Annotated in this window: 27 protein-coding genes; 12 read left to right on the top strand and 15 right to left on the bottom strand. The window is 37.8% G+C overall.

The features are described 5' to 3' along the window. Positions 1 to 94: 94 nt before the first annotated feature. A complete protein-coding gene (locus PSF09_RS06960; protein WP_272664917.1) occupies positions 95 to 979 on the bottom strand; it encodes a DMT family transporter in 885 nt (294 codons plus the stop codon). 95 nt (positions 980 to 1,074) lie between these two features. Between PSF09_RS06960 and PSF09_RS06965 the strand changes: the two genes are divergently transcribed. The 3 genes from PSF09_RS06965 to PSF09_RS06975 all read left to right on the top strand — a co-directional run bounded on the left by PSF09_RS06965 (position 1,075) and on the right by PSF09_RS06975 (position 3,410). Then, positions 1,075 to 2,415, top strand: coding sequence for an aminotransferase-like domain-containing protein (locus PSF09_RS06965; RefSeq protein ID WP_272683662.1), 1,341 nt, complete (start codon positions 1,075 to 1,077; stop codon positions 2,413 to 2,415). Positions 2,416 to 2,493: 78 nt separating this feature from the next. Then, a complete protein-coding gene (locus tag PSF09_RS06970) occupies positions 2,494 to 2,880 on the top strand; it encodes a cytidine deaminase family protein (RefSeq protein WP_272664915.1) in 387 nt (128 codons plus the stop codon). 56 nt (positions 2,881 to 2,936) lie between these two features. Beyond that, the gene (locus PSF09_RS06975) at positions 2,937 to 3,410 is read left to right on the top strand and encodes an NUDIX hydrolase (RefSeq protein WP_272683663.1); all 474 of its coding nucleotides are present in this window, start codon (positions 2,937 to 2,939) and stop codon (positions 3,408 to 3,410) included. A gap of 41 nt (positions 3,411 to 3,451) precedes the next feature. Here PSF09_RS06975 and PSF09_RS06980 read toward each other — a convergent pair whose 3' ends face one another. After that, positions 3,452 to 4,066 carry a LysE family translocator gene (locus PSF09_RS06980; RefSeq protein ID WP_272664913.1) on the bottom strand — a complete coding sequence of 205 codons (615 nt, stop codon included), beginning with the start codon at positions 4,064 to 4,066 and terminating at the stop codon, positions 3,452 to 3,454. Between the two features lie 151 nt (positions 4,067 to 4,217). Between PSF09_RS06980 and PSF09_RS06985 the strand changes: the two genes are divergently transcribed. Next, entirely contained in the window at positions 4,218 to 5,102 is an 885-nt protein-coding gene (locus PSF09_RS06985) for a LysR substrate-binding domain-containing protein (protein ID WP_272664912.1), read from the top strand. A gap of 133 nt (positions 5,103 to 5,235) precedes the next feature. Next, entirely contained in the window at positions 5,236 to 6,339 is a 1,104-nt protein-coding gene (gene ddlA, locus PSF09_RS06990) for a D-alanine--D-alanine ligase (RefSeq protein WP_272664911.1), read from the top strand. A 46-nt stretch (positions 6,340 to 6,385) separates the two neighbouring features. Here ddlA and PSF09_RS06995 read toward each other — a convergent pair whose 3' ends face one another. The 5 genes from PSF09_RS06995 to PSF09_RS07015 form a co-directional block, all read right to left on the bottom strand. Beyond that, positions 6,386 to 6,937, bottom strand: a complete 552-nt coding sequence (locus tag PSF09_RS06995; RefSeq protein ID WP_272664910.1) for an adenylate kinase — start codon at positions 6,935 to 6,937, stop codon at positions 6,386 to 6,388. 118 nt (positions 6,938 to 7,055) lie between these two features. Further along, positions 7,056 to 7,829 carry a GNAT family N-acetyltransferase gene (locus PSF09_RS07000; protein ID WP_109912207.1) on the bottom strand — a complete coding sequence of 258 codons (774 nt, stop codon included), beginning with the start codon at positions 7,827 to 7,829 and terminating at the stop codon, positions 7,056 to 7,058. A 3-nt stretch (positions 7,830 to 7,832) separates the two neighbouring features. After that, positions 7,833 to 8,933 carry an NAD(P)/FAD-dependent oxidoreductase gene (locus PSF09_RS07005; protein ID WP_272683664.1) on the bottom strand — a complete coding sequence of 367 codons (1,101 nt, stop codon included), beginning with the start codon at positions 8,931 to 8,933 and terminating at the stop codon, positions 7,833 to 7,835. A gap of 190 nt (positions 8,934 to 9,123) precedes the next feature. Beyond that, positions 9,124 to 10,284, bottom strand: a complete 1,161-nt coding sequence (locus PSF09_RS07010) for an MFS transporter (RefSeq protein WP_272664907.1) — start codon at positions 10,282 to 10,284, stop codon at positions 9,124 to 9,126. Positions 10,285 to 10,311: 27 nt separating this feature from the next. Further along, a complete protein-coding gene (locus PSF09_RS07015) occupies positions 10,312 to 11,112 on the bottom strand; it encodes an inositol monophosphatase family protein (RefSeq protein WP_272683665.1) in 801 nt (266 codons plus the stop codon). 88 nt (positions 11,113 to 11,200) lie between these two features. On the opposite strand from PSF09_RS07015, the gene PSF09_RS07020 reads away from it, so the two are divergent. The 3 genes from PSF09_RS07020 (at position 11,201) to PSF09_RS07030 (ending at position 13,604) form a co-directional block, all read left to right on the top strand. Further along, positions 11,201 to 11,971: a DeoR/GlpR family DNA-binding transcription regulator gene (locus PSF09_RS07020; protein WP_272664905.1), complete on the top strand. Its 771-nt coding sequence runs from the start codon at positions 11,201 to 11,203 to the stop codon at positions 11,969 to 11,971. Positions 11,972 to 12,082: 111 nt separating this feature from the next. Beyond that, the gene (locus tag PSF09_RS07025) at positions 12,083 to 13,003 is read left to right on the top strand and encodes an alpha/beta hydrolase family protein (RefSeq protein ID WP_272683666.1); all 921 of its coding nucleotides are present in this window, start codon (positions 12,083 to 12,085) and stop codon (positions 13,001 to 13,003) included. 1 nt (position 13,004) lies between these two features. Continuing rightward, positions 13,005 to 13,604: a LysE family translocator gene (locus PSF09_RS07030; protein WP_272664903.1), complete on the top strand. Its 600-nt coding sequence runs from the start codon at positions 13,005 to 13,007 to the stop codon at positions 13,602 to 13,604. 40 nt (positions 13,605 to 13,644) lie between these two features. Here PSF09_RS07030 and PSF09_RS07035 read toward each other — a convergent pair whose 3' ends face one another. Then, positions 13,645 to 14,247 (bottom strand): GNAT family N-acetyltransferase, encoded by a 603-nt coding sequence (locus PSF09_RS07035; protein WP_272683667.1) that lies wholly within the window; start codon positions 14,245 to 14,247, stop codon positions 13,645 to 13,647. Between the two features lie 364 nt (positions 14,248 to 14,611). Between PSF09_RS07035 and yqfB the strand changes: the two genes are divergently transcribed. Then, on the top strand, positions 14,612 to 14,941 hold the full coding sequence (yqfB, locus tag PSF09_RS07040) for a N(4)-acetylcytidine aminohydrolase (RefSeq protein ID WP_210838397.1): 330 nt from the start codon (positions 14,612 to 14,614) through the stop codon (positions 14,939 to 14,941). On the opposite strand, the gene PSF09_RS07045 is transcribed toward yqfB, so the two are convergent. Continuing rightward, the gene (locus tag PSF09_RS07045) at positions 14,938 to 15,807 is read right to left on the bottom strand and encodes a LysR family transcriptional regulator (protein ID WP_272664901.1); all 870 of its coding nucleotides are present in this window, start codon (positions 15,805 to 15,807) and stop codon (positions 14,938 to 14,940) included. The genes yqfB and PSF09_RS07045 overlap by 4 nt on opposite strands. A 96-nt stretch (positions 15,808 to 15,903) precedes the next feature. Between PSF09_RS07045 and PSF09_RS07050 the strand changes: the two genes are divergently transcribed. Further along, complete coding sequence (locus PSF09_RS07050) at positions 15,904 to 16,809, top strand: DMT family transporter (protein ID WP_272664900.1); 906 nt, start codon at positions 15,904 to 15,906, stop codon at positions 16,807 to 16,809. 36 nt (positions 16,810 to 16,845) lie between these two features. On the opposite strand, the gene PSF09_RS07055 is transcribed toward PSF09_RS07050, so the two are convergent. The 5 genes from PSF09_RS07055 to PSF09_RS07075 form a co-directional block, all read right to left on the bottom strand. Then, the gene (locus PSF09_RS07055) at positions 16,846 to 17,712 is read right to left on the bottom strand and encodes an SDR family oxidoreductase (protein WP_272664899.1); all 867 of its coding nucleotides are present in this window, start codon (positions 17,710 to 17,712) and stop codon (positions 16,846 to 16,848) included. 28 nt (positions 17,713 to 17,740) lie between these two features. Beyond that, the gene (locus PSF09_RS07060; RefSeq protein WP_272683668.1) at positions 17,741 to 18,262 is read right to left on the bottom strand and encodes a GNAT family N-acetyltransferase; all 522 of its coding nucleotides are present in this window, start codon (positions 18,260 to 18,262) and stop codon (positions 17,741 to 17,743) included. Positions 18,263 to 18,392: 130 nt separating this feature from the next. After that, complete coding sequence (locus PSF09_RS07065) at positions 18,393 to 19,382, bottom strand: D-cysteine desulfhydrase (protein ID WP_272664897.1); 990 nt, start codon at positions 19,380 to 19,382, stop codon at positions 18,393 to 18,395. A gap of 15 nt (positions 19,383 to 19,397) precedes the next feature. After that, the gene (locus PSF09_RS07070; RefSeq protein ID WP_210838387.1) at positions 19,398 to 20,825 is read right to left on the bottom strand and encodes a Na+/H+ antiporter NhaC family protein; all 1,428 of its coding nucleotides are present in this window, start codon (positions 20,823 to 20,825) and stop codon (positions 19,398 to 19,400) included. Between the two features lie 175 nt (positions 20,826 to 21,000). Continuing rightward, positions 21,001 to 21,543 carry a GNAT family N-acetyltransferase gene (locus tag PSF09_RS07075; RefSeq protein ID WP_272664896.1) on the bottom strand — a complete coding sequence of 181 codons (543 nt, stop codon included), beginning with the start codon at positions 21,541 to 21,543 and terminating at the stop codon, positions 21,001 to 21,003. Positions 21,544 to 21,696: 153 nt separating this feature from the next. Here PSF09_RS07075 and PSF09_RS07080 point away from each other — a divergent pair, with 153 nt between their 5' ends. Next, positions 21,697 to 22,551 carry a helix-turn-helix domain-containing protein gene (locus PSF09_RS07080; RefSeq protein WP_272683669.1) on the top strand — a complete coding sequence of 285 codons (855 nt, stop codon included), beginning with the start codon at positions 21,697 to 21,699 and terminating at the stop codon, positions 22,549 to 22,551. A 2-nt stretch (positions 22,552 to 22,553) separates the two neighbouring features. Here the strand turns inward: PSF09_RS07080 and PSF09_RS07085 are convergent, their stop codons facing one another. Further along, positions 22,554 to 23,453 (bottom strand): LysR family transcriptional regulator, encoded by a 900-nt coding sequence (locus tag PSF09_RS07085; RefSeq protein WP_272664894.1) that lies wholly within the window; start codon positions 23,451 to 23,453, stop codon positions 22,554 to 22,556. A gap of 116 nt (positions 23,454 to 23,569) precedes the next feature. Here PSF09_RS07085 and PSF09_RS07090 point away from each other — a divergent pair, with 116 nt between their 5' ends. After that, positions 23,570 to 24,748 carry an MFS transporter gene (locus tag PSF09_RS07090; protein ID WP_272664893.1) on the top strand — a complete coding sequence of 393 codons (1,179 nt, stop codon included), beginning with the start codon at positions 23,570 to 23,572 and terminating at the stop codon, positions 24,746 to 24,748. Positions 24,749 to 24,789: the final 41 nt, after the last annotated feature.

Genomic DNA, 24,789 nt, shown 5'->3' on the forward strand with positions numbered 1-24,789 from the left:
AGAGGGAATTTACAGTCAATTGCTGCCAACTATCATACGATAATTTATCTTCTCTAATCGCGCTTCGAATGCCCCATGTTTTTCAATAAGGAACTCACCCTGCAAATCTTTTGGATGCTGCAACACAAAAGATCACACCACAAGTTGAAATGACCATTAATATATCTACAGTTTCGTGTAGTAGCCATGCTGACAACAACAAACCAATAAATGGCTGTAATAACTGTAACTGCCCTACACCAGCAATACCACCTTCAGCTAAGCCTCTATACCAAAAAAAGAAACCAATGAGCATGCTAAATAATGAAACATAAAGTAAACCTCCCCATGCCTTGCTCGGCACTGCCATTACATTTCCCGGCCATAAGGTAATACACAGCACTAACATAATGGGCAAAGAGATAACTAATGCCCAACAAATCACTTGCCAGCTACCAAGGTGTTTTGACAGTACGGCACCTTCTGCATAACTCAGGCCACATAACAAGATAGCGATTATCATATAGAGGTCACCAAGCAAGCTGCTTTCTCCACCTTGAAATAATGCGAAGCCGATAACAAATAAACTTCCTATTACTGAAAACAACCAAAACATTTTGCGAGGGCGCTCGTGGGCACGCAAAACGGCAAAAAAAGCGGTTGCGAGAGGCAGTAAACCTATGAATACAATTGAGTGTGCGGAACTTACATACTGTAATGCCAAAGCGGTTAACAAAGGGAAACCAATAACCCCACCCATAGAGACAATGACTAAAGGGAGAAAAGTGGCTTTATTAGGGAGTTTTTGGCGTAAAAACAGGAAAATAATGATAGAAATAATGCCTGCAATAGTAGCACGTGCAGCGGTTAAAAAATCTGGACTGAACCCTTCTATAGCCATTTTCGTTGCTGGTAAGGAGCCACTGAAAATAACGACACCAATAAAACCATACAACCAACCTCGTGTAGAAGAGGGTTGTGTTGATACTGTTTGTTCCATAATTTCCTCATTAAATGAATAGGTAAATATCTTGAGTTCGAGAAAATTAATGCAGATAATCATGACAATCAAAAAATTGTCATAGGTACAATCACATGGCTCAGGCACGTTACCAAAAATACGTCGATAAAATGGCAGGGCAGATTTCTCGTGGGGAGTTGAAGCCAGGAACTCGATTGATGACCCATCGCGCATTTGCTAAGCAGGAAGGTATTTCATTGGTGACAGCGTCACGGGTGTATCGTGAGCTTATTGAAAAAGGCTTAGTGAGTGGCGAAACGGGTAGAGGAACTTTTGTCAGGGATATCCATCTGCTACCCGCATTGAGCATTGAACAAGATGTAACACCCGAAATGTTAGATTTAAATTTTAGTTATCCAATTGCAAAAGAGCAAACAAAGTTATTACGAGACTCGTTAAGAGAGCTTTCTATCGGTGGTGATTTGGAGGGGATCTTATATTATCAGCAACATACAGGCCGTCATCATGAGCGAATTGTTGCGGCTAATTACCTAGCACAACAAGGTTTTTCCAACGTATCACCTGATACTATTTCTTTTGTAAGCGGTGCACAGCATGGCCTAACGACTATTATCTTGGGGATGTTTAGCCCAGGAGATTCGATAGCTGTCGACGCTCTTACTTACCCAGGCTTTAAAGCATTAGCTAAGACATATCATATTGAATTAATTTCAATACCGGTATTAGAGGGGGGGCCTGACTTAGCTGCTTTAGAGCAACTGTGTTTGCAAAGAAAAATTCGTGGTTATTATACAATGCCTACAGTGCATAACCCTTTGGGATGGGTTATGTCTTTATCAGCACGTAAGGCTTTGGTAGCAATAGCAAAAAAATATGATTTATTACTGATTGAAGATGGCGCGTATGCGTTTTTGCAACGACCATTGGCAATTCCATTAGCTGTGTTGGCACCAGAAAGAACGTTTTATATCGCGGGATTTTCGAAAAATATTGCTACAGGCTTGCGTGTTGGTATCGTTTTAGCGCCACAACAATACATATCTAACATCGAAAAAGTTATACGTATAACGACGTGGAATACGCCAGCATTAACCACGGCAATTATTTGTGATTGGATAAAAAAAGGGGAAGTTGCCAAAATTGAGCGAAACAAAAGGCAAGATGCGAGAAATAGACAAAAAATCGCTGAGCGAATTTTCACGGACCTCCCTTATATAGCCCATCCCAATAGTTATTTTCTTTGGCTACCGTTGCCTGAAGGCGTCCGTTCAGAGCCAGTGATTAGCGAATTGGCTAAACATCATATCGCTGTGAGTAGTGCTAGCTCTTACTCGACAGCAGTAGCCGTTCCTCAAGCTATTCGTGTCGCCATTAGTACCGTTTCTGATGAGGAGCTTGAAAGCGCGTTGAAAACAATAAAATCAGTCATTCTTTATATGGTGGACTTAGAATAAAGCACAAAAAAATTGATATTATTATATCTAGTTAACGTCTAATACGAACATATCAATAGAATAGTTAGCGGAGAAGTAATGTTAAAACACTTAATTGAAGTAGCAAAGAAATATGCTAAACCTGCAACCTTTAATGGTTATGTAGAAAGTGGTTATGTCGCTTCTGCATTAGAAACAGAAGATGGCGAGATTTATAGTGGCATCAGTATTGATTCTGCCTGTTCACTTGGCTTTTGTGCGGAACATGCTGCAGTTGCGGATATGCTTAAAAATGGTAAATCAGTCATTAAAGCTATTGTCGCCATTGATGCTTCAGGCTGTATTGTTCCGCCTTGTGGGCGCTGCCGGGAATTGCTAAGCCAGTTGTCAGATAAAAACCAGTCAACAGTCGTTGCAGTCAATGAAAACACGCAGGTGACATTAGCAGAGTTAATGCCTTATGACTGGAAGGCCGCAAGGTGTTAGGCTCGAAATAAAAATACAATGTAGAAATAGTAAAATAGAAAAAGGGCAGTGACAGGATGAACGAGGAAGTTAAACATTTTACGGCAACAGCAATGATCCGTAATGAGCATGGTGAGTTTTTATTACACGAGCATCAAAAGCTTGGTTTTTGGTTACCACCGGGTGGCCACATCGAAGTGAATGAAGAGCCACAGCATGCTGTTTTTCGAGAAGTTCTTGAGGAAACGGGGTTAGAGTGCCAAGTAGTCAGTTGTGGTTTCCCGTTTGCATCACAAATCCATGATTCACCCCATACACAAGTACTGCCGCTGCCTATCGCTATCTTAAAAGAATTTATTGTCGATAAAAAGAAAGGCAACCATTGGCATATTGATATGATTTACTTATGTGAGTTATTGCCTTCATCACAACCGCCTTTTGCACCATTTGAATGGGTGCCATTTGAGGCGCTCGCCAAACTCAACATTCCAGCTGATGTGATTGAGTTGGCGAAAGTAGTCAATGAATGTTATCGGTTGCAAGGTAAATAATTATCATGAATGTGGGCATAGGTAGGGGTGTAAGTACAAGATTAATTTACATTAAAGAATAATAAAGATAGTCCCAATAGAATGAGTAGTGTGCCAATTGTTCTATCCATAATAAATTGGTAGTTAAGGATTTTGTTTCGTACTACGGGGGTTGCAAAGAAAATCGCAATTAGACTAAACCAAAGCCAATGAGCGAAAGAAATAAATAGGCCATAACTTAAGTTTAACCAAATTGAGTTCTGTGTACTGATAACTTGGCTGTACACAGAAACCACAAAAAACATGGTTTTTGGGTTTAAAGCATTCGTCAAAAAACCATTTTTAAAAGCATTTAAGGCAGATAATGGCCTTGATGCTGCATTATTCGAGGATATTTTTACTTTATTCGTTAATGATTTAAATCCGATATACACCAAGTAAAATACCCCAATAAGTTTAACAATTAAGAATAATGTTGGTGAATTCATGATGACTAACGTGATGCCAAAAACGGTATAGAACACATGAACCTGTACCCCAATAGCGATACCTAGCGCACACAGTAAGCCTGTTTTAATGCCATAGGTATAACTATTGCGAGTTACCATAGCGAAGTCAGGCCCCGGACTAATAACGGCTAAAATGGTGATGGTCGCAACTGCAATAATTTCATTCATATTAATTTCCTGAAAGGTAATAGAAACAGACTAAAAATGTATTTTCTTTGAAATAATTTGTTTATTTATTGTTTTTATTATCAATGGATTGAATAAAACTAAAAAGCGATTTATCCTGACGCAAATCTGTCAGTTTTTATTACCTATATATATGAAACTACCACCGTTAACATCATTACGTTTTTTTGATACTGCTGCGAAAGCAGGCAGTTTTGTGAAAGCGGCACAAGAGCTAAATGTGACTCATAGTGCGATTAGCCGACAAATTCGTTTATTAGAAGAATACCTTGGTGTTGAGTTATTTGAACGAAGGAACCGAGCTGTTTTTTTAACGGCTAACGGACGAATATTGTTACAAACGACTAGTTCGATATTTGAGCAGCTTAAAGACGGTGTTGAAAAGATAAAAAATAGCACGTTTCCTGATGTTGTTAGCTTGTCATGCGAACCAACAATTGCAATGAAGTGGTTAATTCCTCGACTTACGCATTTTTATCAACAATATCCTCATATTACGGTACATCTAGTTGCAGCAGGTGGTGTTATTGATTTCACAAAAGCGAATGTTGATTTAGCATTGAGGCGTAATGATTTTAAATGGAGTGACAATCTTTGTGCAGTAAAAGTCTGTTCAGAACGTATGGGGGTTGTGGTTCGGCCTGAACTTGATCTTAAGAAAAATTTTGCTCACATACCACAACTGTCGACGACATCTAGACCTAATGCATGGGCAACTTGGCAGAATATAAAAAAAGTTGCTCTTCCAAATAGTAAAACCATTACATATGAGCATTTTTACTTGTGTATTCAAGCTGCATTGGCGGGGCAAGGAGCTGCGCTTGCATCATTTTTGATGGTTGCGGATGAAGTGCAATCAAAGCAATTAGCCGCACCATATGGTTTCATTGAAGATAATTCTGCGTATTATTTATTGTCATCGAAACCTATTGAGCGAGGCAGTGCAGCAGCTACTTTTACCCAGTGGTTAATCGAACAGGTAAGTATCAGCATTGAAACCCTGATTGATGAAAGATAATTAGGCATCAAAAAAAGACGGTTTGATTATAAAGCCAGCGAACCCTAATGAAAAATAAATAATTTATGTCATAAGCATTTCTTTGCGTGCTATATTTCTCTGCTAGGTTTGGTGTTTTATGTCGGAGCAAATAATGAGCAAAATACGAGTAGGTGTTATTTTTGGTGGTCGATCAACAGAACATGAAGTTTCGCTACAGTCCGCTAAAAATATTATCAATGGATTAGATCGTAATAAATTTGATGTATGCCTTTTGGGAATTAATAAAGAAGGGCAATGGCATGAATATAACGAATCTGATTATTTATTGCATGGTGATGACCCGTCTCGTATTGCATTGAATACACCAAAACGTAGCATTGCACTTGTTCCGGGGAAAACTCGAGAGCAATTTATTTCCCTTGAAGATGCGAAACCATTGCCGCAAATTGATGTCATTTTTCCTATTGTCCACGGTAATTTAGGTGAAGACGGTTCGCTGCAAGGCTTATTGCGCATGGCGAATTTACCATTTGTCGGGCCGGGGGTTTTAGGTTCGTCCGCCTGTATGGATAAAGACGTTACCAAAAGATTACTTAGAGACGCAGGCTTAAATATTGCCCCGTTTATTACGGTGCTTAAAAATGAACGTACAACAACGGAATATGAAGCCACAGTGGCACAGCTAGGCTTACCACTATTCATTAAACCTGCAAATCAAGGTTCATCTGTCGGGATCAGCAAAGTCAGCACTAAATCGGAATTTGAAACGGCTCTTGATTTTGCCTTTTTATTTGATACTAAAGTCCTTATTGAAAGTGCAGTAAAAGGGCGTGAAATTGAGTGTGCAGTATTGGGTAATGAAGTACCTCTTGCCAGCCCTTGTGGTGAAATCGTGTTGCACGATAGTTTTTATGCATACCATACCAAATATATTGATGAGAATGGCGCATCTGTCGTTGCTCCTGCACAATTAGATGAGGCGGTGAGTGATAAAATTCGTGAGATTGCTTTATCCGCATACCGCGCATTAAATTGCTATGGAATGTCCCGTGTGGATGTTTTCTTAACGGAAAATAATGACGTCGTTATCAATGAAATCAACACATTGCCTGGTTTTACGAATATCAGTATGTATCCGAAACTATGGCAGCAAGGCGGTATGACCTATCAGCAATTAATTAGCCGCTTAATCGAGTTAGGAATTGAAAAATTTCAACAAACAGCGATGTTGAAAACGGCATGTGATGAGCTTTAATTGCTGAATAATACTATCTCGGTAGTTTTTATGACTGCCGAGATGTTTATTTACTCTGAACTTGAGCCTTCATCTGTTGTAAAAATAAGTTTGTTTCTTTTGGTGAGGTGAGCCGAACAAACTGAATATGGCGTAAATTGAGATTTGCCATATGACTTAGGTTTCTTTCCTTATTTGGATAGTAAGTCTTTAGCAGCCACAAAATTATCGAATCGCGACTGAAAAAGGCATTTTTCCAACGTTCTTTGTTGCCTGTATTTTCCCACAGCTCTTGTCCAGAACGAATGCGTGCTAATGTGCGCGTAATCGACTGATAAAGGGTTCGAGGCAAGGAGTAATCCAACCAAACCACCATGTCGACTTCTTTCCATTTAATGGGTTGAGTCCGTGTATAGTTGCCATCAAGCACCCATCCAGATACCGCTTTATCTAATGCAGCGGTAAGTTTCTGGTTAAGCTCATCATCCGAAGAACCTTGCCAATTTGTTAGCCAATATAAGCTATCTAACTCAATAGAAGGGACATTTAATAACAAAGAAAGTTGCTGGCACAGGGTACTTTTACCGCTGCCACTAGTGCCAATAATATTAATTTTCATATGTAAACATCAGACAATTTTGTCACTAGAGTTGATCTGGAAATGGCTGAATTTGGAACCATTGTATGAACAATGATCCCAGATTAGATGCCTCTACAAATAACACTATTGCTTTAAATTATTTGCACCAGACATAATTGATATAGCGAAATAATGGCTCAAAACCAAATTTTTTATACAGGTCAAATCCTGCTTCTGAAGCATCAAGGAAACAGTGCTCTACACCTTGCTGGCGGCAAAATGCTAAAGCATAATCAATGAGTTGTGATGCATAACCATTACCTTGATGGCTTGGCTCAGTACCAATATCATCAAAACGGGCTAACGTTCCTTCAATTGTCACGGTCATTGAGGTCGCTGGTTCTCCGTTGACGAGCAACACAAGGTGAAATTGCGGTGCACCTTGTTGCAAAGCATCCTCATGATAACGCACATATTCTTTAATAACTTGGTCGTGCTCTTCAGATAAATAAAATGCGGAAACAAGTGGCTTTGCCCACAAAGACAAATCGTGATTCGCTAAAACGATATCGACTTGGTTATCAGGCAGTTCAACCTCATTTTGTTTTGCTAAGGTCAATGCCATTGCAGTGGTGACGCTGTCACGTTTGTAACCTAGTGACTCAGCCTCAGTAACCACCTGCTGGAGCATCTCTTCGGGGATCACTAAGGTATGGTTTTTCTTCTGTGAAACAAACAGGTTGTGAGCCTGCATAAAGGCGTGACTGGTCGAGTCAGGCTGCAAATAAATGAAGTTAAACGCCGGTGAATTAAGGGGCGTTAAATAGCAAATGGTGTGTTGTGCAATCTGGATACTATGTTCACAAATAGATGTCCAAAATGTTTTTTCAATCGATTGATAATGTCTTAAATAGTACAACGGAATATTCATTTGTCAGTTACCTGATACAAAACGAGTTAATCGATATGAGCCTAATGCAGCTTGTTCAATTCCATGCAAGATTTCATCTTGAGCCAATTGGCATATCAAAGGCGCTAGCGTAATCGCAGCGTGCATACTGATAATATATAAACCTTCAAAATCAGCAACTTTTCCGACAATTGGCATCTCATCTTTAGGCATAGGTCGCATTCCTATGAAAGCGTTTTCAAGATTTAACGTGTTACTACCTATAAATGAATTTTTAATCGTTGTAAGGGCGTTTTGTGCGATAGCCACTGCACTGTGTTCGGGCTTTTCGCTAATATAATCTTCAGCACAGAGTATTTTACCTGAACCTGCCGGTCGTAGCTCCATTTGTGGTGTTGAAATGATATGTTGAACCAATGTTTGTTCGGTAGAATCATTGATGTGCGCAATGATAGAAGGAGAGGCGGTAACTGGTAATTCAACATTAAGTGATTGCATAAGGGCAGTTGCGTCTGCGCCAGCAGTCACGATAACCTGTTCAGCTAAAAACGTGTTTTTATGGGTATTTACGCCAATTATGCGTCCATTTTCCTGCAAAATAGTGTGAACTTCCTGCTGAGGTAAATAGACAACACCTTGTTCGATAGCAAGGGATAGTAACGCTTTTGTTGCATGAATCGGGTCAACACTACCTTCATCTGGGCAAAATGCAGCAAGTTCAGGTAAAGCAGACAAGAAAGGTTCCATCTTGTGTACGGTTGATTTGTCCAATAATTCGACATTAAATCCACTTTGTTGGTAGTGGTAGACATATTCTGCAGTTGCTGAATCTGTTTCCTGCCAACTGAGAGCGCCTATCCATTGGATATTTAACTTTCCATTTGTGTGTTTATCGAGTTCATGCCATGCCACGAGGGCTTGTTGTCGAAGTTGATTATATGCATCAGGCCTTCCATATGACACATTCAACCAAGCGAAAGCGTGCTGTGTGACACCTTGGCCAGCGTGTGCTTTATCAAGCAAAATGACCTGCGTATCAGATTGTCTTGATAGATACCAAGCTAATGTTGTACCCACAAAGCCAGCACCAATAATAATAATCTTTTTTTTATGAGTAGGGTTCATTTAGCCTCAGTGTATATATGGAAGTCGCTAGTAGAAAAATCAGATGGAATTTTAATAGTTTAATGAATAATTATATATATGGAATCTATAAATAGAGCACGATTGTTCCCATTTTTATCAGATATGAACAATTGATGAGGGAAAATGGAGTGTAAGGCTACAACGCAGTAGCCTTAAGAGATTCAAAAAATTACACGCGAATAAAACGAGTTACAAAAGCAATAATAACTAATAATGCAGAAATTAATAATAATGCAGTTGCCAAGGATAATTGAAAAGCAACAAAACCAATAGCTGCAGGTCCAGCCAAAATACCTAAATAGCCTAAAGTTGAAATTGCGGGTACAGCAAGAGCCTCTGGCATCGTTTTTTGCTTCCCTACAGCAGAAAACATCACTGGGACTATATTAGATGAACCCGCACCGACTAATGCAAAACCTATGATGGCAAATATGAGATGAGGAGATAAAACAGCAATAACAAAACCAAGGCAAGCGAGTAAAGCACCTAAAAATACGACACGAGCAGAACCGACTCGCATAACAATTTTGTCACCCAATAATCGGCCAATAGTCATGGTTGTGGCGAAAGCCGCAAACCCTAAACCGCCTAAAGTTTCTTTTAATCCATGGTGTTCAATTAAAAATACAGCTCCCCAGTCAAGAACTGCACCTTCAGCAAGAAAAACGGCAAAACAAACAATCCCAATAACTAAAACAATGCCTTTCGGAATAGCGATAAGGGGGCCAGTTGGGGCGTTAGCGTAAGGGATTAAACCGTTATAGCAAGCCGCTAATAGAACCACCGCAACAATTGAAATAATGATTGATGCCATTGTCGCGGAAACACCAAGTAGCAAGATCAAACTCATGGTACCTGCACCTGCTATACCTCCGACACTATAAAAACCGTGAAAACCAGACATAATTGGCTTGTCGGATGATTTTTCAACAATAACAGCTTGGATGTTCATCGCGCAATCTGTTAACCCAATGAAAATTCCAAAAAATAACAAAGCAACGATGATGAAGTTAACTTGCGATAAAGAAGATAAAATGGGGAATAACAAACAAAAGGCGATAGTGGAAAAAACCATTAAACGGCGGCAGCCATACTTGGCCGCTAATGCTCCGGTCACCGGCATAGCAATAAGTGCCCCTCCACCGAAACATAATAGTAGCATGCCAAGGGTGGCATCATTTGCTCCTGTGTTAAGTTTGACATAAGGAACAATGGCTGCCCAAGCCGCGGTAACAAAACCAGCAATAAAAAAAATAATTCGAGTAGAAACTTGCTCCCTTTTTGCGGGTATTAAGGAAACATGGCTATTAACTTGTTGAGTAGATTGCATTTTATAGGGCTTCTTAAAAAGATAAAATTAACTACCTGTATTTAAGATAGTCAGAATTTGTTCATGAAGGTATGGGCAACCCGTGGCTACAACAGCACCGCCTGCTTCAGCTCGGCTGCCATCTAATGTAGTCACTATGCCACCAGCACGTTCTATAATAGGGATTAATGGAACAATATCATAAGGTTCCAGTGCGAATTCGACACAAATATCGATTCTACCCGCTGCTAGCATTGCCATTGCATAGCATTCTCCCCCATAGCGAGTCATTAATACTTGTTTCTCAAGCGCCATAAAATGAATGTCTGGCCGTGCTGCTATAGGCTCAGGCGATGTGGTATGCAAGATGGCTTGTTCGAGTTTGACGTGTTTGCGAGTAGATAAGCGATATTGTCCGTGAGAGCTACTAGTCCAACTCCCGTGTTGGTCTGCCCAAAAACGTTCGCCAATATAGGGTTGGCTCATCATTCCCATAACCGCTTTGCCATGCTCAGTTAGGCCTATCAAGTTTGCCCATAAAGGGAGCCCACAAAGGAAAGGGCGGGTTCCATCGATGGGATCAAGTACCCATTGAATGGGACCTGTACCCGTTATTCCATATTCTTCACCCATGATAGAATGCGTTGGATAATGTTTAGATATCAGTTCTCGCATGGCTTTTTCTGCGAGCTTATCCGCTTGAGTGACTGGGTCGAAGCGATAGTTGGCTTTGGGTTTGTTTTCAATAACACTAAGTTCATTTGTTCGATAGTATTCAAGAGAAATTTTACCGGCAGTATTGGCAAGTTCATGTAAGAAAAAGCTATCTGGTAACTGAGAGTGTGTCATTTAGTTGTCCTCGAGTGCTGAACAAGATAGTGTTTGACATCTTTTCTTGCTCGATTATGATTGCTAAAAAAAGTTAATGAGGAAGTGTATGCTCGATTATGTCGCTTTTCCAGAACAAAGGCAAAATAAAATTCGCCAGTTACTACAAGATGAAGGGCGTGTGGTTTGCACGACGTTAGCCCGTGAAATGCAAGTATCAGAGCATACTATTCGCAGGGATTTAAATGAATTAGCACAAGAAGGCGTTTGTCGTCGAGTCCATGGCGGTGCGGTCAGTATGCTTGAGGAAAAGGGCACATTCGAGCAGAGAACGACACAAAACCAAGATGAAAAAATCAAAATAGCGAAGGCTTGCAATAAACTAGTCAAACAAAATACCTGTATTTTTATTGACTCAGGTTCAACTAACTTAGAAATCGCTCGTTATTTACCTTCAGAACTATCGTTGACGGTTGTGACTCATTCTCCAGCAATAGCATTAGAACTAATGAAGAAGCCACTATGTGAAGTGATTTTAATTGGTGGAAAATTAAACCGCCAAGTTGGCGCGAGTATTGATATTTCTGCAGTAAATCAAATCAATCAAATCCATTTTGACCAATGCTTTATTGGTGGCTGTGCTTTAGATCCACAAATGGGGGTTTCGATATTTGATTATGAAGAGTCTAAATTTAAGAAAATCCTTTTTGAACGCAGTAATCAAGTCATTATGGGAGTGACCGCAGACAAATTACCTGGAGTCGCGAGGTATAAGATTGCCAATTGTGAACAAATTTCAATCTTAGTTATGACAACAGAATTGAGTAAACAAACGACTGACTTGTTTACTAATATGGCAATAAAGATTGCTCAAGCATAGGTTATATATGTAATTTTTATTTTGTATCGTGAGGGCATTTTAGGTGCTATTTGTTATAAAAAAATCAATATAATATCTTCGAAAGGCCCTTATAGACATGATGAGTGCGCGATGAAATTAAAAATGACTACCTTGTTACTTTCACTTTATTCATTGGGTGTATTTGCTCAGGATTTATCTGTGAATATGCAAACCATGCACTTTGCAGGAAAAGAAATAAACTATTACTTAATCCAAAAACAAGCCGAAAAATCAAAGGATTTATTAGTTCTATTACAAGGCTCTGATTGTAAAAGCGTCATTAATAATCCAAACATGCTGAAAAATTTCGGTGTGGTATTTCCTGATAATGATATTTTATTAGTTGAAAAAACAGGGCTAAACAACCTAGTGGGGGCTAATGATGAAGAAGCTTCGGAAGAAGAATGTCCTGTTGACTATATGTCGAAAGATTCACCATTAGAACGCGCCAATAATTATGTGGCAGTATTACAACAATTAAAAAATGATTACCAACACATAGTGCTATTAGGCGGAAGTGAAGGTGCACTGGTAACTAATTTAATTGTTGCACAAGAAAACTTTATAACCGCATCCGTTGCATTGAATGTCGGCGGCCAATATTTTATTAATGATGTTCTGTATAGTATTGAAAATAATACACCTAAAGAAAAAATTGCTAACTCAAAAGAAGGTTTTAAACAATTTGCAGAAGCAGTAAAACAAAAGCAATTAAACAACGACCAATTTGTCAGCGGTCATGGTCCGAAATGGTGGTATGAGATGCTCACCATTGACAATTTAAAACTTATTCAGTCAGTTAAAACTCCACATTTGGTGATACAAACGATGGCGGATACCAACGTGGATGCTCATGGTACAAATAATATGATGAAACAAATCCGTAATCCCCATGTCAGCTACCGAACATATCAAGATTTAGACCATTTTTTTAAAGATAAAGATGGGCAGTTACATACCGAACAAATTGTGACAGATATTCAACATTGGTACCAAACGGTGACAAAATAAAGTGGATATACTCGGATTTATCGTTATATTATTTCCCATTGTCGTGTCACCGGGAGCAAGCTTTGCGATTGCTTTAAATAGTGTATTAAACCAAGGTATTAGAGGGCTGTTCATACCTATTGTTGGAACAGGATTAGGCATTTTAACTCATGGTTTTTTAGTTGGAATTGGTTTAAGTAAAGTACTGGTTTCTTACCAGTGGGTAATGAATTTAATTGGCATTTTAGGTACGTTATATCTATTGTATCTTGCAGTTTCATTGATCATCTCAGGGGTTAATGCCGGTAAAATAGAAAGCTCTCAAGAAATAAAAAAAATCACGGTCAAAGATGCTTATTTAGCTAATTTACTTAACCCAAAAGCGATTATTTTATATTTAGTTGTTGTTTCTAAATATGCAGGAGCAGACCCGTCACTCGCTAACTTTCTAGTATTATCACTTATCCATATTATCATGATGGCGTTATGGCTGCTGGTTTCTTGTTCCGCTTTAATTATTTCTTCTTCCTCCCTTAAAGTCTCAACATTACGAAAATACATTAATATTGGAGGGGGAGTCTTGCTATTAGTGATTACATTCGAGCCTTATCTTTTTAGGTAAAGTAAAATGCACCTTGTTTATTAAGATGCATTTTATAAAATCACTCCGAAATATAGCTGTAGTAATTAAATATAGGTACAAAACCCAGTTTTTTGTAGATAGATAACCCTTCACTGGATGACTCCAATACACACTGTTTAACCCCTTGTTGATGGCAAAGGTATAGCGCATGTTTAATAAGTAAAGTCGCGAGCCCTTTACCTTGGTATTGAATATCGGTGCCAATATCATCCAGTCGAGCCGTCTTATTATTAAATGTCATAGTTAAGGTTGAGACTGGTTGCTGATCTGCAAATAAGACTAAGTGTACCATATTAGTTTGTTTATCAAGTGCTCTTTGGTGATAACGAATATACTCGTCGGTAACAGTTGAGTCATCTTCATTTGTATCAGCATCGATAGGGAATGCAGTAATTAAAGGCTGAGCCCAATCTTTGAGTTGATTATTGCTTAACACAACCTGAAAACCAGCATTAAGCTGCGGTGGTGAATTGTATTGAGATAGAACGTCTTGCGGCAAAATCATTGCGGTTGATTCACCATCGTAGATTAATCCCCGAGCTATTATTTCTGACTCAAATAGTGAATGTATTTGGTCATGAACAATAAGTACATAAGGCTTAGCTTGTTGTTTGAACAGCATTACAGCCTTCTCGTAATCTGAAATGAGCGCGCCTTGGTGGAGGTAAATATAATTAAATATAGGTAATGGTAGCTCAGAAAAGTAAGCACTAGTTTGGTTGCTGATTTTCACTACATTTGCACATATAGCAGACCAAAAGTAGTGTTCTTGTTGATAAAACAAATTTTCATTGTTATCCATTATGCGTACTCAGTTTATAGTCGTAGATAATATTTTTATGGCTTGATTGTATATAAAATGGAATGTTCGCTATAGCATTCGTATAATTGAAAGCACAAAAAGAACCATTTTATTGCAATTTATTGGAGTTATAAGAAAATAGGCCTTCCTAGAGAAGACATGGTATAAAAATAAGAGAATTATTATGAATAACACACCAGACACGATAACCTTTTTTGAACGTTTACTTCCATTGGTGGTTTCCGGTAAAAAAATTATCACTATCCGTGATAAAAGCGAGAGTGATTATGTTCCTGGGACTATTGTGAAGGTATATGCGTTGGAAACAGGTGAATATTATACTGATATTAAAATACTGTCGGTAGAGCCCATTTCTTATGATGACATTTCTGAATACCATGCTAAGCAAGAAGCCATGAGTTTAGAGACGTTGAAAGCGCTTATCAAAGAAATTTACCCAAATGAGCAATATTTATACGTAATCACTTACCAATTGCTGAATAGCACTGACTAATCACAATATAGTTTTTTGGCAATTTGTAAAAATGCCTTTGTTGCAGGTGATGCTTGGTTTTCGTTATTAACAGCAAAAGCAATACTGCGCTTAACTGGTGGGTTAAGGGGTTTAATCACGATGTCTTGAAGATGCGTAGGAATTGCTAGTTGTGCAACAATAGAAATAGCTTCTCCCCGAGCAACGAGTGTAAAAGTACTTAGCAATTGTTTTGTTTTAAATTGAATTTTTGGCGTTAATTTTTGTGCATGAAATAAATCTAGAACGATTTTTCCAGAACCTGCTTGGGTTAAATTAAATGGATAATCACAAAGCTGTTTCAAAGAAATAGACGATTCATTTGCCAGAGGATGGCCTAATGGCAGTATAGCAACCATTTGGTCGTCTTTGACTTTAAACGTATCAAAGCGTTCATCGGGTAAAACGACAACACCAATATCAATTCGCTTTTCTTGTAACCACTGTGTAACGGTTTCATCATCACCTTCATCAACCATAATATTTATCAATGGATATTTTTGGCGAAACCTATCGAGTAATGGAGGTAACAGCCCTAAAGATGACCCGGGACCAAAAGAACCAATTCGCAGAATACCCGCCTTCAGACCATTTGCAGCAAATGCTTCTTGCTTCATCGCCTCCTGAATATTGAGCATATTATGAGCTCTTAATAAGAGCTTTTTCCCTATCTCAGTTAACGTGGTTTGATTTTGTTCTCGAGTGAATAACACGACACCAAGATCTTTTTCAAGGGATTTTATCGCGTGTGAAATGGCTGACTGAGAGATGTTTAATTTCATTGCAGCAAGCGTAAAACTTTTGAGTTCGGCAACAATTGTGAATATTTCAAGTTGGCTTAATGTCATGAGTAAATGCTCATTAGGATATGACCTAGCATTAAGGTTAGCTTATCCATCATGTAAAGAGAAGATAAATATGAGTTGATAACAGGGAATACATGGATGAGCAATATAACAGTAATGAAAAGACGACCAAGTAATTTTATATTTTTCCAAATGGTATTTGTATCTGTCATTTGGGGGGGAACATTCATTGCGGGTAGGGTTATTCAACCTGAAATTCCACCGTTATTATCCGCGACGGTGCGTTTTCTTTTTGCCAGTATTTCGTTGGTTCTTGTCATTATACTCGGTCGATTAGGTTGGAAACGAATAAATAAAAGGCAGCTATGGCAGATTATGTTATTAGGGGCCAGTGGCGTGTTTATCTATCAAATTTTATTTTTTTATGGTTTACAAATTATCCCTGCGTCAAGAGCCGCATTATTAGTCGCCATTAACCCTGCCATGATAGCGTTCATTTCTTTTCTTCTTTGGCAAGAAAAGGTTTCATTGAAAAAAGGTGTTGGGATTACGTTATGTGTTGTTGGGGCAATAATTTTGTTGTCAGAGAAAACACCGAGTAGTGATATTTTTATGGTTAGTAAAGGAGATCTAGCAATTTTAGGATGTGTAATCAGTTGGGGGATTTATACTGTAGCAGGTAAAAACGTTATTAAAGAAATTGGAGCATTACATACGGTAACTTACGCTGTGTTATTTGGGACCTTGTTATTGATAGTAACGTCATTGTGTCTAGATATCACATTAGATACTGTATCATTATTTTCTCTAAAAGATTTAGTGAGTTTGGGCTATTTGGGTATTTTGGGGTCTGCAATAGCTTACGTTTGGTATTATCAGGGAGTCTCACAATTAGGGGCTGCGGGTGCAGGGGCATTTATTGCACTAAATCCGCTGAGTGCGGTTATTGTGGGAACTCTATTTCTTAATGAGCAAATCAGTACAGTGATTTTTATTGGCGGAATATTAATTGTTTTGGGAATACTTATTGCGAATAAAAGATAATATAAAAATAGGCCAAATTAGAGGCCTATTTTAAATTTACTTAAATTTTTCTTGATGTTTTAAAATAAATTCTTTTAGTGATGTTGGTGCTTTACCCGTTATTGCTTGAAAATTATCAAAAATCATCCCTGAACGGTCTAATTCCCCATTGGTAAAAGCGACATAATGGTCATAGATACTTTTCATATAAGCGAGTTCTAAATTATTTTTAAGGGCATGTTGCCAAAACTCATTGGGATTTTCTGCCTGATAGCTGAAAGGGATCCCCAATTGTTCTGTTAATAATTCAGCTATTTGTGTGTAATTTTTGTTTTCATAACCAAGACGATAAATTTGTCCTGTATGTTGTTGCGGGTTAAGTAAGCAATAAGCTGCTAGCTCAGCAACATCGGCACAGTCAACCCAGCTGAGTACCGCATTGCCAAAATAAGAGCGCAAGACACCTTTTTGTAAGTTCTCATCCCCTTGATAACCCAGTAAGTTTTGCATATAAGATTCGGGACGAAGGTGAGTAAATTGTATTCCTGACCATTCAATATAGCGTTCAATAAGCTGGTGCCATGCCCAATGTGCCACTTGAGCGCTATCATCCCCACAGGCACCTAAATGTACGATATATTTCACGGACGATTTTTTTGCAATATCAATGAAGATCTTACTTTGTACAAGCATATCAATGGTATAGCCCGTCATCATGAAAACGGAGTCTATACCTTGTAAAGCGGTTTCAATAGTATCTGGCTTATCATAATCCATAACAACAGTTCGATAAGGTGTGTTTTTCAATTTAGCAGGATCTCTAACCGCTAAAACAATATCATGATAGCCTTTGTTCTGTAATGATTGGATAAGGTAATGACCAACCTGGCCTGTCGCACCAGTGATAAGAATTGTATTTTTCATGAATATCCTATAGTTACAATATATACAGTTAAAGTTTTTTGCTCATAATATATTCAAGAGATTGCTGAGTTTCGCTTGTAAATAAAATTTCTTTCAGAATGTGCATATCGTTTGACTGATAAAATGTCATTGCTCGAGTGTTACTTGCGAGGACATCTAGCCATAGCAAAGAGTCACCTTGTTGTTTTGCGAGCGCTTCTATTAATTTAAATACGGTTTTTCCATAACCTTTACCTGTAGCGCCAGGAGAGAAGTAAAGCTTATTTAACAAAGTACCAACTAAATCAGTTTCAGGTATAGAGGAGTGATAGGTTAGTTTTACTAAACCGATTGGGCTCGTATTTTCAATAACATACCAATCAATATGTTGTTGATTAAGGTCCTCAGTGATTTTAGATGTGCTATATTCTTGATTTAAATATTTGTTAAGTTCATTTTGGCTATTCCATAATGTAGCAAAATGATGCAAATAACTTTCCGTACCTATTTTATGTAGTAATAACACGTCATGTTTCGTTGCTTTTTTTAGTATATGGGGAACTTGGTTCATAAATGTTTTCTCCTGTGCTTTATCAGTGTATAGCAATCAATTGATAAATGTCATAGAAGAGGAAAAGTAGAGCATTTTTGGTATTAGAGAGAAGATAAAAGGACTATTTAGCCCTTTTATCTGATGGTAATTATTTAATTGCTTGGCTAATATCTGAATAAGCAAATAACGCTTGGGCTCCACCTGTATGAACAAATAGAATGGGTGTTTTTTCTTCAGAGTTTTCTAAGTAGTCAATTAATCCAGCCATGGCTTTACCGGTATAAACTGGGTCTAATAAAATACCTTCTTGCCTCGCTAATAAACTGATTGCAGCGAGGCCTTTTTGGTTTGGCATTCCATACATGGGGGCAAAGAAGTTATCCCATAGCTGCACTTTAGGTGTTTTAGTTAGATCCAACAATTGGGTCAATTCGGTTTGTAATTTCTCAACTTTAGGGGCTTGGTCTTGTTGTTTTCTTGATACGGTTACACCAATCACTTGACTTTGTGGTAATAGTTCTTGCAAGCCAATAGCAAGCCCTGCATGTGTTCCAGCACTTCCTGATGCAACAATAACTTTGTCAAATTCAATATGTTCTGGCTTCTGCTGAGCTATTTCAATAGCGCATTGAATATAGCCTAAGGCACCTAATGCATTTGACCCTCCTACAGGGACAATATAGGCATCTTTAAGAGAAAGGGTTTTAATTAATTCTTCCAGTTGAGATTGAGGATCGGTTAGTTCATCACACATAACACAACGAGTGGCAAATAAATCAGTTAATAATTTATTACCATTATGAAGAAAATTAGGGTTATCACTTTGAATTGGATTTTCTAACAATGCAACGCATTCAAGCCCATACATAGCGACAACCGCGGCAGTTTGGCGGACATGGTTTGATTGAATTGCCCCCGCAGTAACAATAATTTTTGCTTTTTTGGCTAATGCATCGGCCATTAAAAATTCTAGTTTACGCAGTTTATTTCCTCCCATGGCAAGGGGGGTCATATCATCACGCTTTATATAAATCTCACGACCAAATGTATGCGATAAATTATTCAATCGATTAAGTGGAGTCGATGCGTTAAGTAAATCTATTTTTGCAAACTGTGCTAGTCGTTGTTGAAGAGACATCTAAACTCCCAATAATTAATAAGAGAAACCAAGGTAAAGGTAAATAGCAAGAACAATACTGGCAGTCACTAATGCATAAGGCATCTGTGTTCGAATGTGCTCAATATGTTCGCAGTCTGTTGCCATTGAAGCAACAATAGCATCCGCAGAAATTGGAGAGGTCATATCGCCAAATATTGAGCCAGAAATTGCGGCACCAATCATATATTCCACAGGCATTCCTACAGATAAACCTAATTGAACTCCGATAGGGATCATTATTGCGAAAGTTCCCCAAGAGGTACCTGTTGCTAAAGACATAATGGCGCTAATTATAAAGATAAAACCAATAGAAAAACCTGGAGCCATAACGCCTTGAGTGACTTCAGCAATATAAGCGCCTGTGTTTAACTCAGCAGAAACATTTCCCATTAAGAATGCTAAAATCATAATGGAGCTAATTTTTAGCATATTGGCGTAGCCGATAAATAACTCTTTAAAGAACGCATCAATATTTAGTAGCCGTCGACCGATAAACCAACAGAAAGATACCACGGTACCAAACATGACTCCCCAATATACGGAGGTCGAACCGCTTCCTTTGCTAAAGTCACCGTCACCTGTGATGTATAGTGCGATAGGGACCATTAATACCGTAGATAAAATAGGTATAAAGAAGTTTAATGAAGAATGAGCATTAGGGTGATCAATAATCTCTTCTTCGTTCTCTTGGCTTTGTAATTGAGAAATATTCCCAGCAATAAAATTTTGTCGGTATGTATCTTCTGCTTTTTTCATGGGACCCCATGAAATGTTAGTAAATACATAGAATAGGATAGTTATAATGGATAGCCATGCCATTAAATTGTAGCCAATCGACGTAATTAAAATATCAAAAGGCTCGCCTTGAATCAGTCCTTGGGATATTTGTACCCCAATTAACCCCATTATTACCGCTCCCCAACCATTGATGATGGCCGAGGAACAAACAGAAACACACGCTGTTTGGATAATATAGGACATTTTTTCAGGGGCAACACCATATTGCCGTGCTAGATTTTTAGTTGAGGCGCCGGCGACTAATTGGTTAATTGAGCTTTCAATAAAAATAAGAGAAGTAATGATAATAGCAAGCAACTGGGTAGATTTACGGTTTTTAATTAATTTTGTCTTATTGGTAAGTAACTGAACTAACGCACGAACACCACCGGTAACCACAACAAGCCTCATGATCCCACCGATCATAACCATAAAGACAATTGTTCGCGTATTCCCTGCAGATGAAAACGTATCAATAATACCATCAACGGTACCTTGAACACCTAATAATACGTTGTGGTCATGAATGACAGTAAAACCAACGAGTATTCCTAACATTAATGAAAGCATGACTTGGCGAGTTAATATCGCCAATATTATAGTCACAATGGGAGTGATAACGGTCCAAATACCATAGTCCTGCATGTGTTTACCTGTGATCTGAGAGAAAATATGAATTTTATAATTATTGAAAAATCATAGCATTAATAGGAACACGGTAGAATAATTTTATGTAGTTTGAAATGGGTTGTGACAATAAATTAATAAGAAAAAGGCCAAACAGATAAATGTTGGCCATATGTATAGATAGAATCAAATATTACTGTCGAGCTTGCCACTCTTTAGCCGTTATTTTACTAATATCTTCTGTTTTAGTTTCACCAATTAATTCAATAAATTGTGGTTCAAGAGTTGCATAGTATTTGAAGCCACATTTTTCTTGAGCAATTTTAGATTGTTCGTTGCCTTGAAAGTAACCGCACCACAAATTATCTAATTTCAAATCAGTGAAAGCATGGTGCATGATGGCGTTAATTGATTCTGGAATAATACCTTTTCCCCAGAACGGTACACCTATCCAATAGCTAACTTCTGCATCATTTTCACCAATAGAAAAATTACTTTCATGGCTGAATGATAAACCAATCAAGCCAATAGCTTGGTTCTCATTTTTTAACGTTACAGCGTAAATTTCATCACGCATAAAAATATTCTTGATGATAGAAAGACTCTCTTCTTCGCTTTTGTGTGCAGGCCAACCTGCGATTGGGCCAATTCTTTCATCTTTTGCATAGAAATATAAATCAGCGGCATCTGTTTCTTGCCAAGGACGCAATACTAACCTATTTGTTGTAAGTACCATTTTATCATCTCCTCATTATGGCATCTCCTAACTTGAAAGCTATTTTAGGTATTTATGGAAATAAAATAAGGGCATAATTTGTTCATTTTAGGTACTTATGACAACTTATTTGTTATGGTAGTGCGATATGGTGCAAATTAAAGTGCAACGATCATGCTACATTTAAAAAATTATCAAATTGATTTGCCTGAAGTCATTCGGATTGGTGAAAGCAATATGGATGAAATGCAATTTAAACCGATTAAAACATCTTATGTGGCGGTTTGTGTATGCAAGCAAGGATATGCAATATTCAATATTAATTTCAAACGGTATTCAGTACGAAAAAACGACATAATCGTTTTGTACGATGATTCCTTTGCAATGCTACAAGCCAAATCACGCAAATTTCGTTTGGAGTATTGGTTGATTGACAAAAAGCTAGCAGTAGAAATTGCATATGCATTACCACATAAACTTTTTGCTTTTTTTAATGACTTCCCTGTAATTTCAACGCCATTAGAAAAAACTGCACTATTTGAAAACTGGAGATATATTCTTTTAACTATCGTGTCAAACTGGAGTGGACATGGGTTATTGCAATTAAAAAACCATTTGCAAAATTTATTTTTAGAAATTAGTAATCACGTTCAACACACTTCTATTCAACCAGAAAATAACAGCCGCCAAGAGAAACTGTGCTGGCGTTTTTGGGACTTAATCAGCACTTACTGTAAACAGCATAAAGAAGTGAAATTTTATGCAGAGCAATTGTCGATCACACCATTTTATTTATCTAAAATTAGTCAAAGTTTTTTTAAAGACTCACCAAAAGCATTGATTGATAGGCAAGTGATTCTAGAAATAAAGGCATTATTAGAAATTGGTAATTTATCCATTAAGCAAATTGCGGATGAATTAAACTTTGAAGATACATCTTATTTATGCCGCTACTTTAAACGGCATACAGGGATGACATTAACGGGATTTAAAAAACGCATTGAACAAAAAGAGCGGAAAAATAAATAATATTAATGTGGTTCAATTTTTGTTGAGTATTTTTTTATAAATTCAATGAAACAGCGTAAGCGTGGTGAAACAGCTTGATTACGATAGTAAACGGCATTTATAGGTTGGCGAATTTTAATGGTTTTCTTTTCTAATACTTGTACTAATTCACCACGAGCGAAAGCGTCTAGTGTGACGAAATCAGCTGAACATAAAATACCTGCACCTTGAACGGCAAGGTGGAATAAAACTTCACCGCTAGTACCTGAAATATCAGGTGAAACCTTAAATAAATCCCCATTTTGAGTTTTTACTGGCCAGATATTTAATGAATCAGGTTGAGTGAAGCCTAATAAACAGTGTTGTTCTAATTCTTCAATACTGTGTGGTACGCCATATTTTTCAAGATAAGCAGGGCTGGCAACGAGTCGTTGTCGACTAAAACCTAATAAGGTGGCATTGAGTGAAGAATCTTTGAGGACTCCAATACGAAAAGCTACATCAATCCGTTTTTCTAACAGATTAGTAATTCCTTCATAGTTATGGATCTCAAGTTCGATTTGCGGATAAAGTGCATAAAATTGTGGAATTAACGGGGCAATAACATGGGTCAAGAAGGGCGTTGATGCATCTATACGTAACTTACCTGAAGGAACAGCCTGTCGTATTGAGAGCATATCTTCAGCTTCTTGAGCTAGTTCAACTATTTTTCGCGATTTCTGCAAAAATGCAGCGCCTTCATCACTAAGTTTAATCGAACGCGTTGTTCGGTAAATTAATGTCGTATTTATTTTTTCTTCAAGCCTGAGTAATAAACGACTTACTGTCGATATTGTCATGTTTAATTGTTCTGCTGCTGCGGTGATAGAACCACAATCTACAACGCTAATAAAGGCTTGAAGCTCTTCAAAAGTTATTTTCATTATTGCATATCCGGCAAAAGTTATTTTCACCTTAACGCCTTTTTCATTGAGTATCAATGTGAAAAAATTCTGCTCATTAATAAAAATGTTAATAAATTATTTCAATAAGGTTTTATATGAAAATTAACACGGCATTACTAGCATTAGCGATAGGGGCTTTTGCTATTGGAGCAACAGAGTTTTCACCAATGGGAATGCTTCCTTATATTGCTGATAATCTTAAAGAAGATATTCCTTCTGTGGGAGTGATAGTGGTTATTTATGCCCTTGGTGTTATGGTTGGTGCACCTATTATGACGTTATTGTTAGTCAAAAGGCGCCCTAAAATAGCATTAGTATTTTTGATGTCGATCTTCACTGTTGGGAATGTATTATCGGCAATGTCACCTGATTTAGTGACCCTGTCACTTTCTCGTTTTATTACCAGCTTAAATCATGGTGCATTTTTTGGATTAGGCGCAATTGTTGCGGCAAGTGTGGTTCCTCCAGGAAAACAAGCGAGTGCAATAGCGGCTATGTTCATGGGGTTAACAATAGCCAATATCGGTGGCGTCCCTTTGATGACGAAATTAACACAAGTCGTAGGATGGAGGCAGGCGTTTTATTTAATTTCAATTTTAGGCATTTTGACGATTATGAGTTTAATTTGGGCTTTACCAAATAACCTAATGGGGACAAAAGTAAATGTAAAAAATGAATTGCGTATTTTACGTCGCCCTCAAGTCTTGTTAGGCATGTTATCTACTGTATTAGGTGCGAGTGCAATGTTTACGTTGTATACCTATATTACACCAATGTTAATGAATGTCATCCAGGCTTCAGACCAAATGATTACGATGATGTTAGTGATTATCGGTGTAGGCTTTACTATTGGTAATTATATTGGTGGATTATTTGCAGATAAGTCGCTTTTTAACACTTTAATAATATTTTTCATTATGTTGGCATTAAGCATGGCTATATTCCCATTTATTGCGGTAAATGCATTTGGTGCGGGTGTCGGCTTAATGATATGGAGTATTTTTAGTTTCGGTATTGTACCGCCAATTCAAATGTTAGTCATGAATGCAGCAAAAGGTGCGCAAGCCTTAGCGTCCTCCGTTAATATAGGTGCCTTTAATTTAGGAAATGCCATTGGTGCAGCAATTGGCGGAATAGTTTTATCCTATGGGTATAGCTATTCAATGATTAGTTTTATGGGAGCACTAGTCGCTGTTTTGGGAATTATGATCATTCTGGTTATTTTTCGCAAAAAATCCGATACTAAAATGGAAACTGAGATTGCATGCAACTAATTTTATTGCACTTATTCTTCATTTGATAATTAATGTAAAAT

This window comes from Providencia sp. PROV141 (assembly GCF_028481645.1).
In the GTDB taxonomy this organism is placed as follows: Bacteria; Pseudomonadota; Gammaproteobacteria; order Enterobacterales; family Enterobacteriaceae; genus Providencia; species Providencia rettgeri.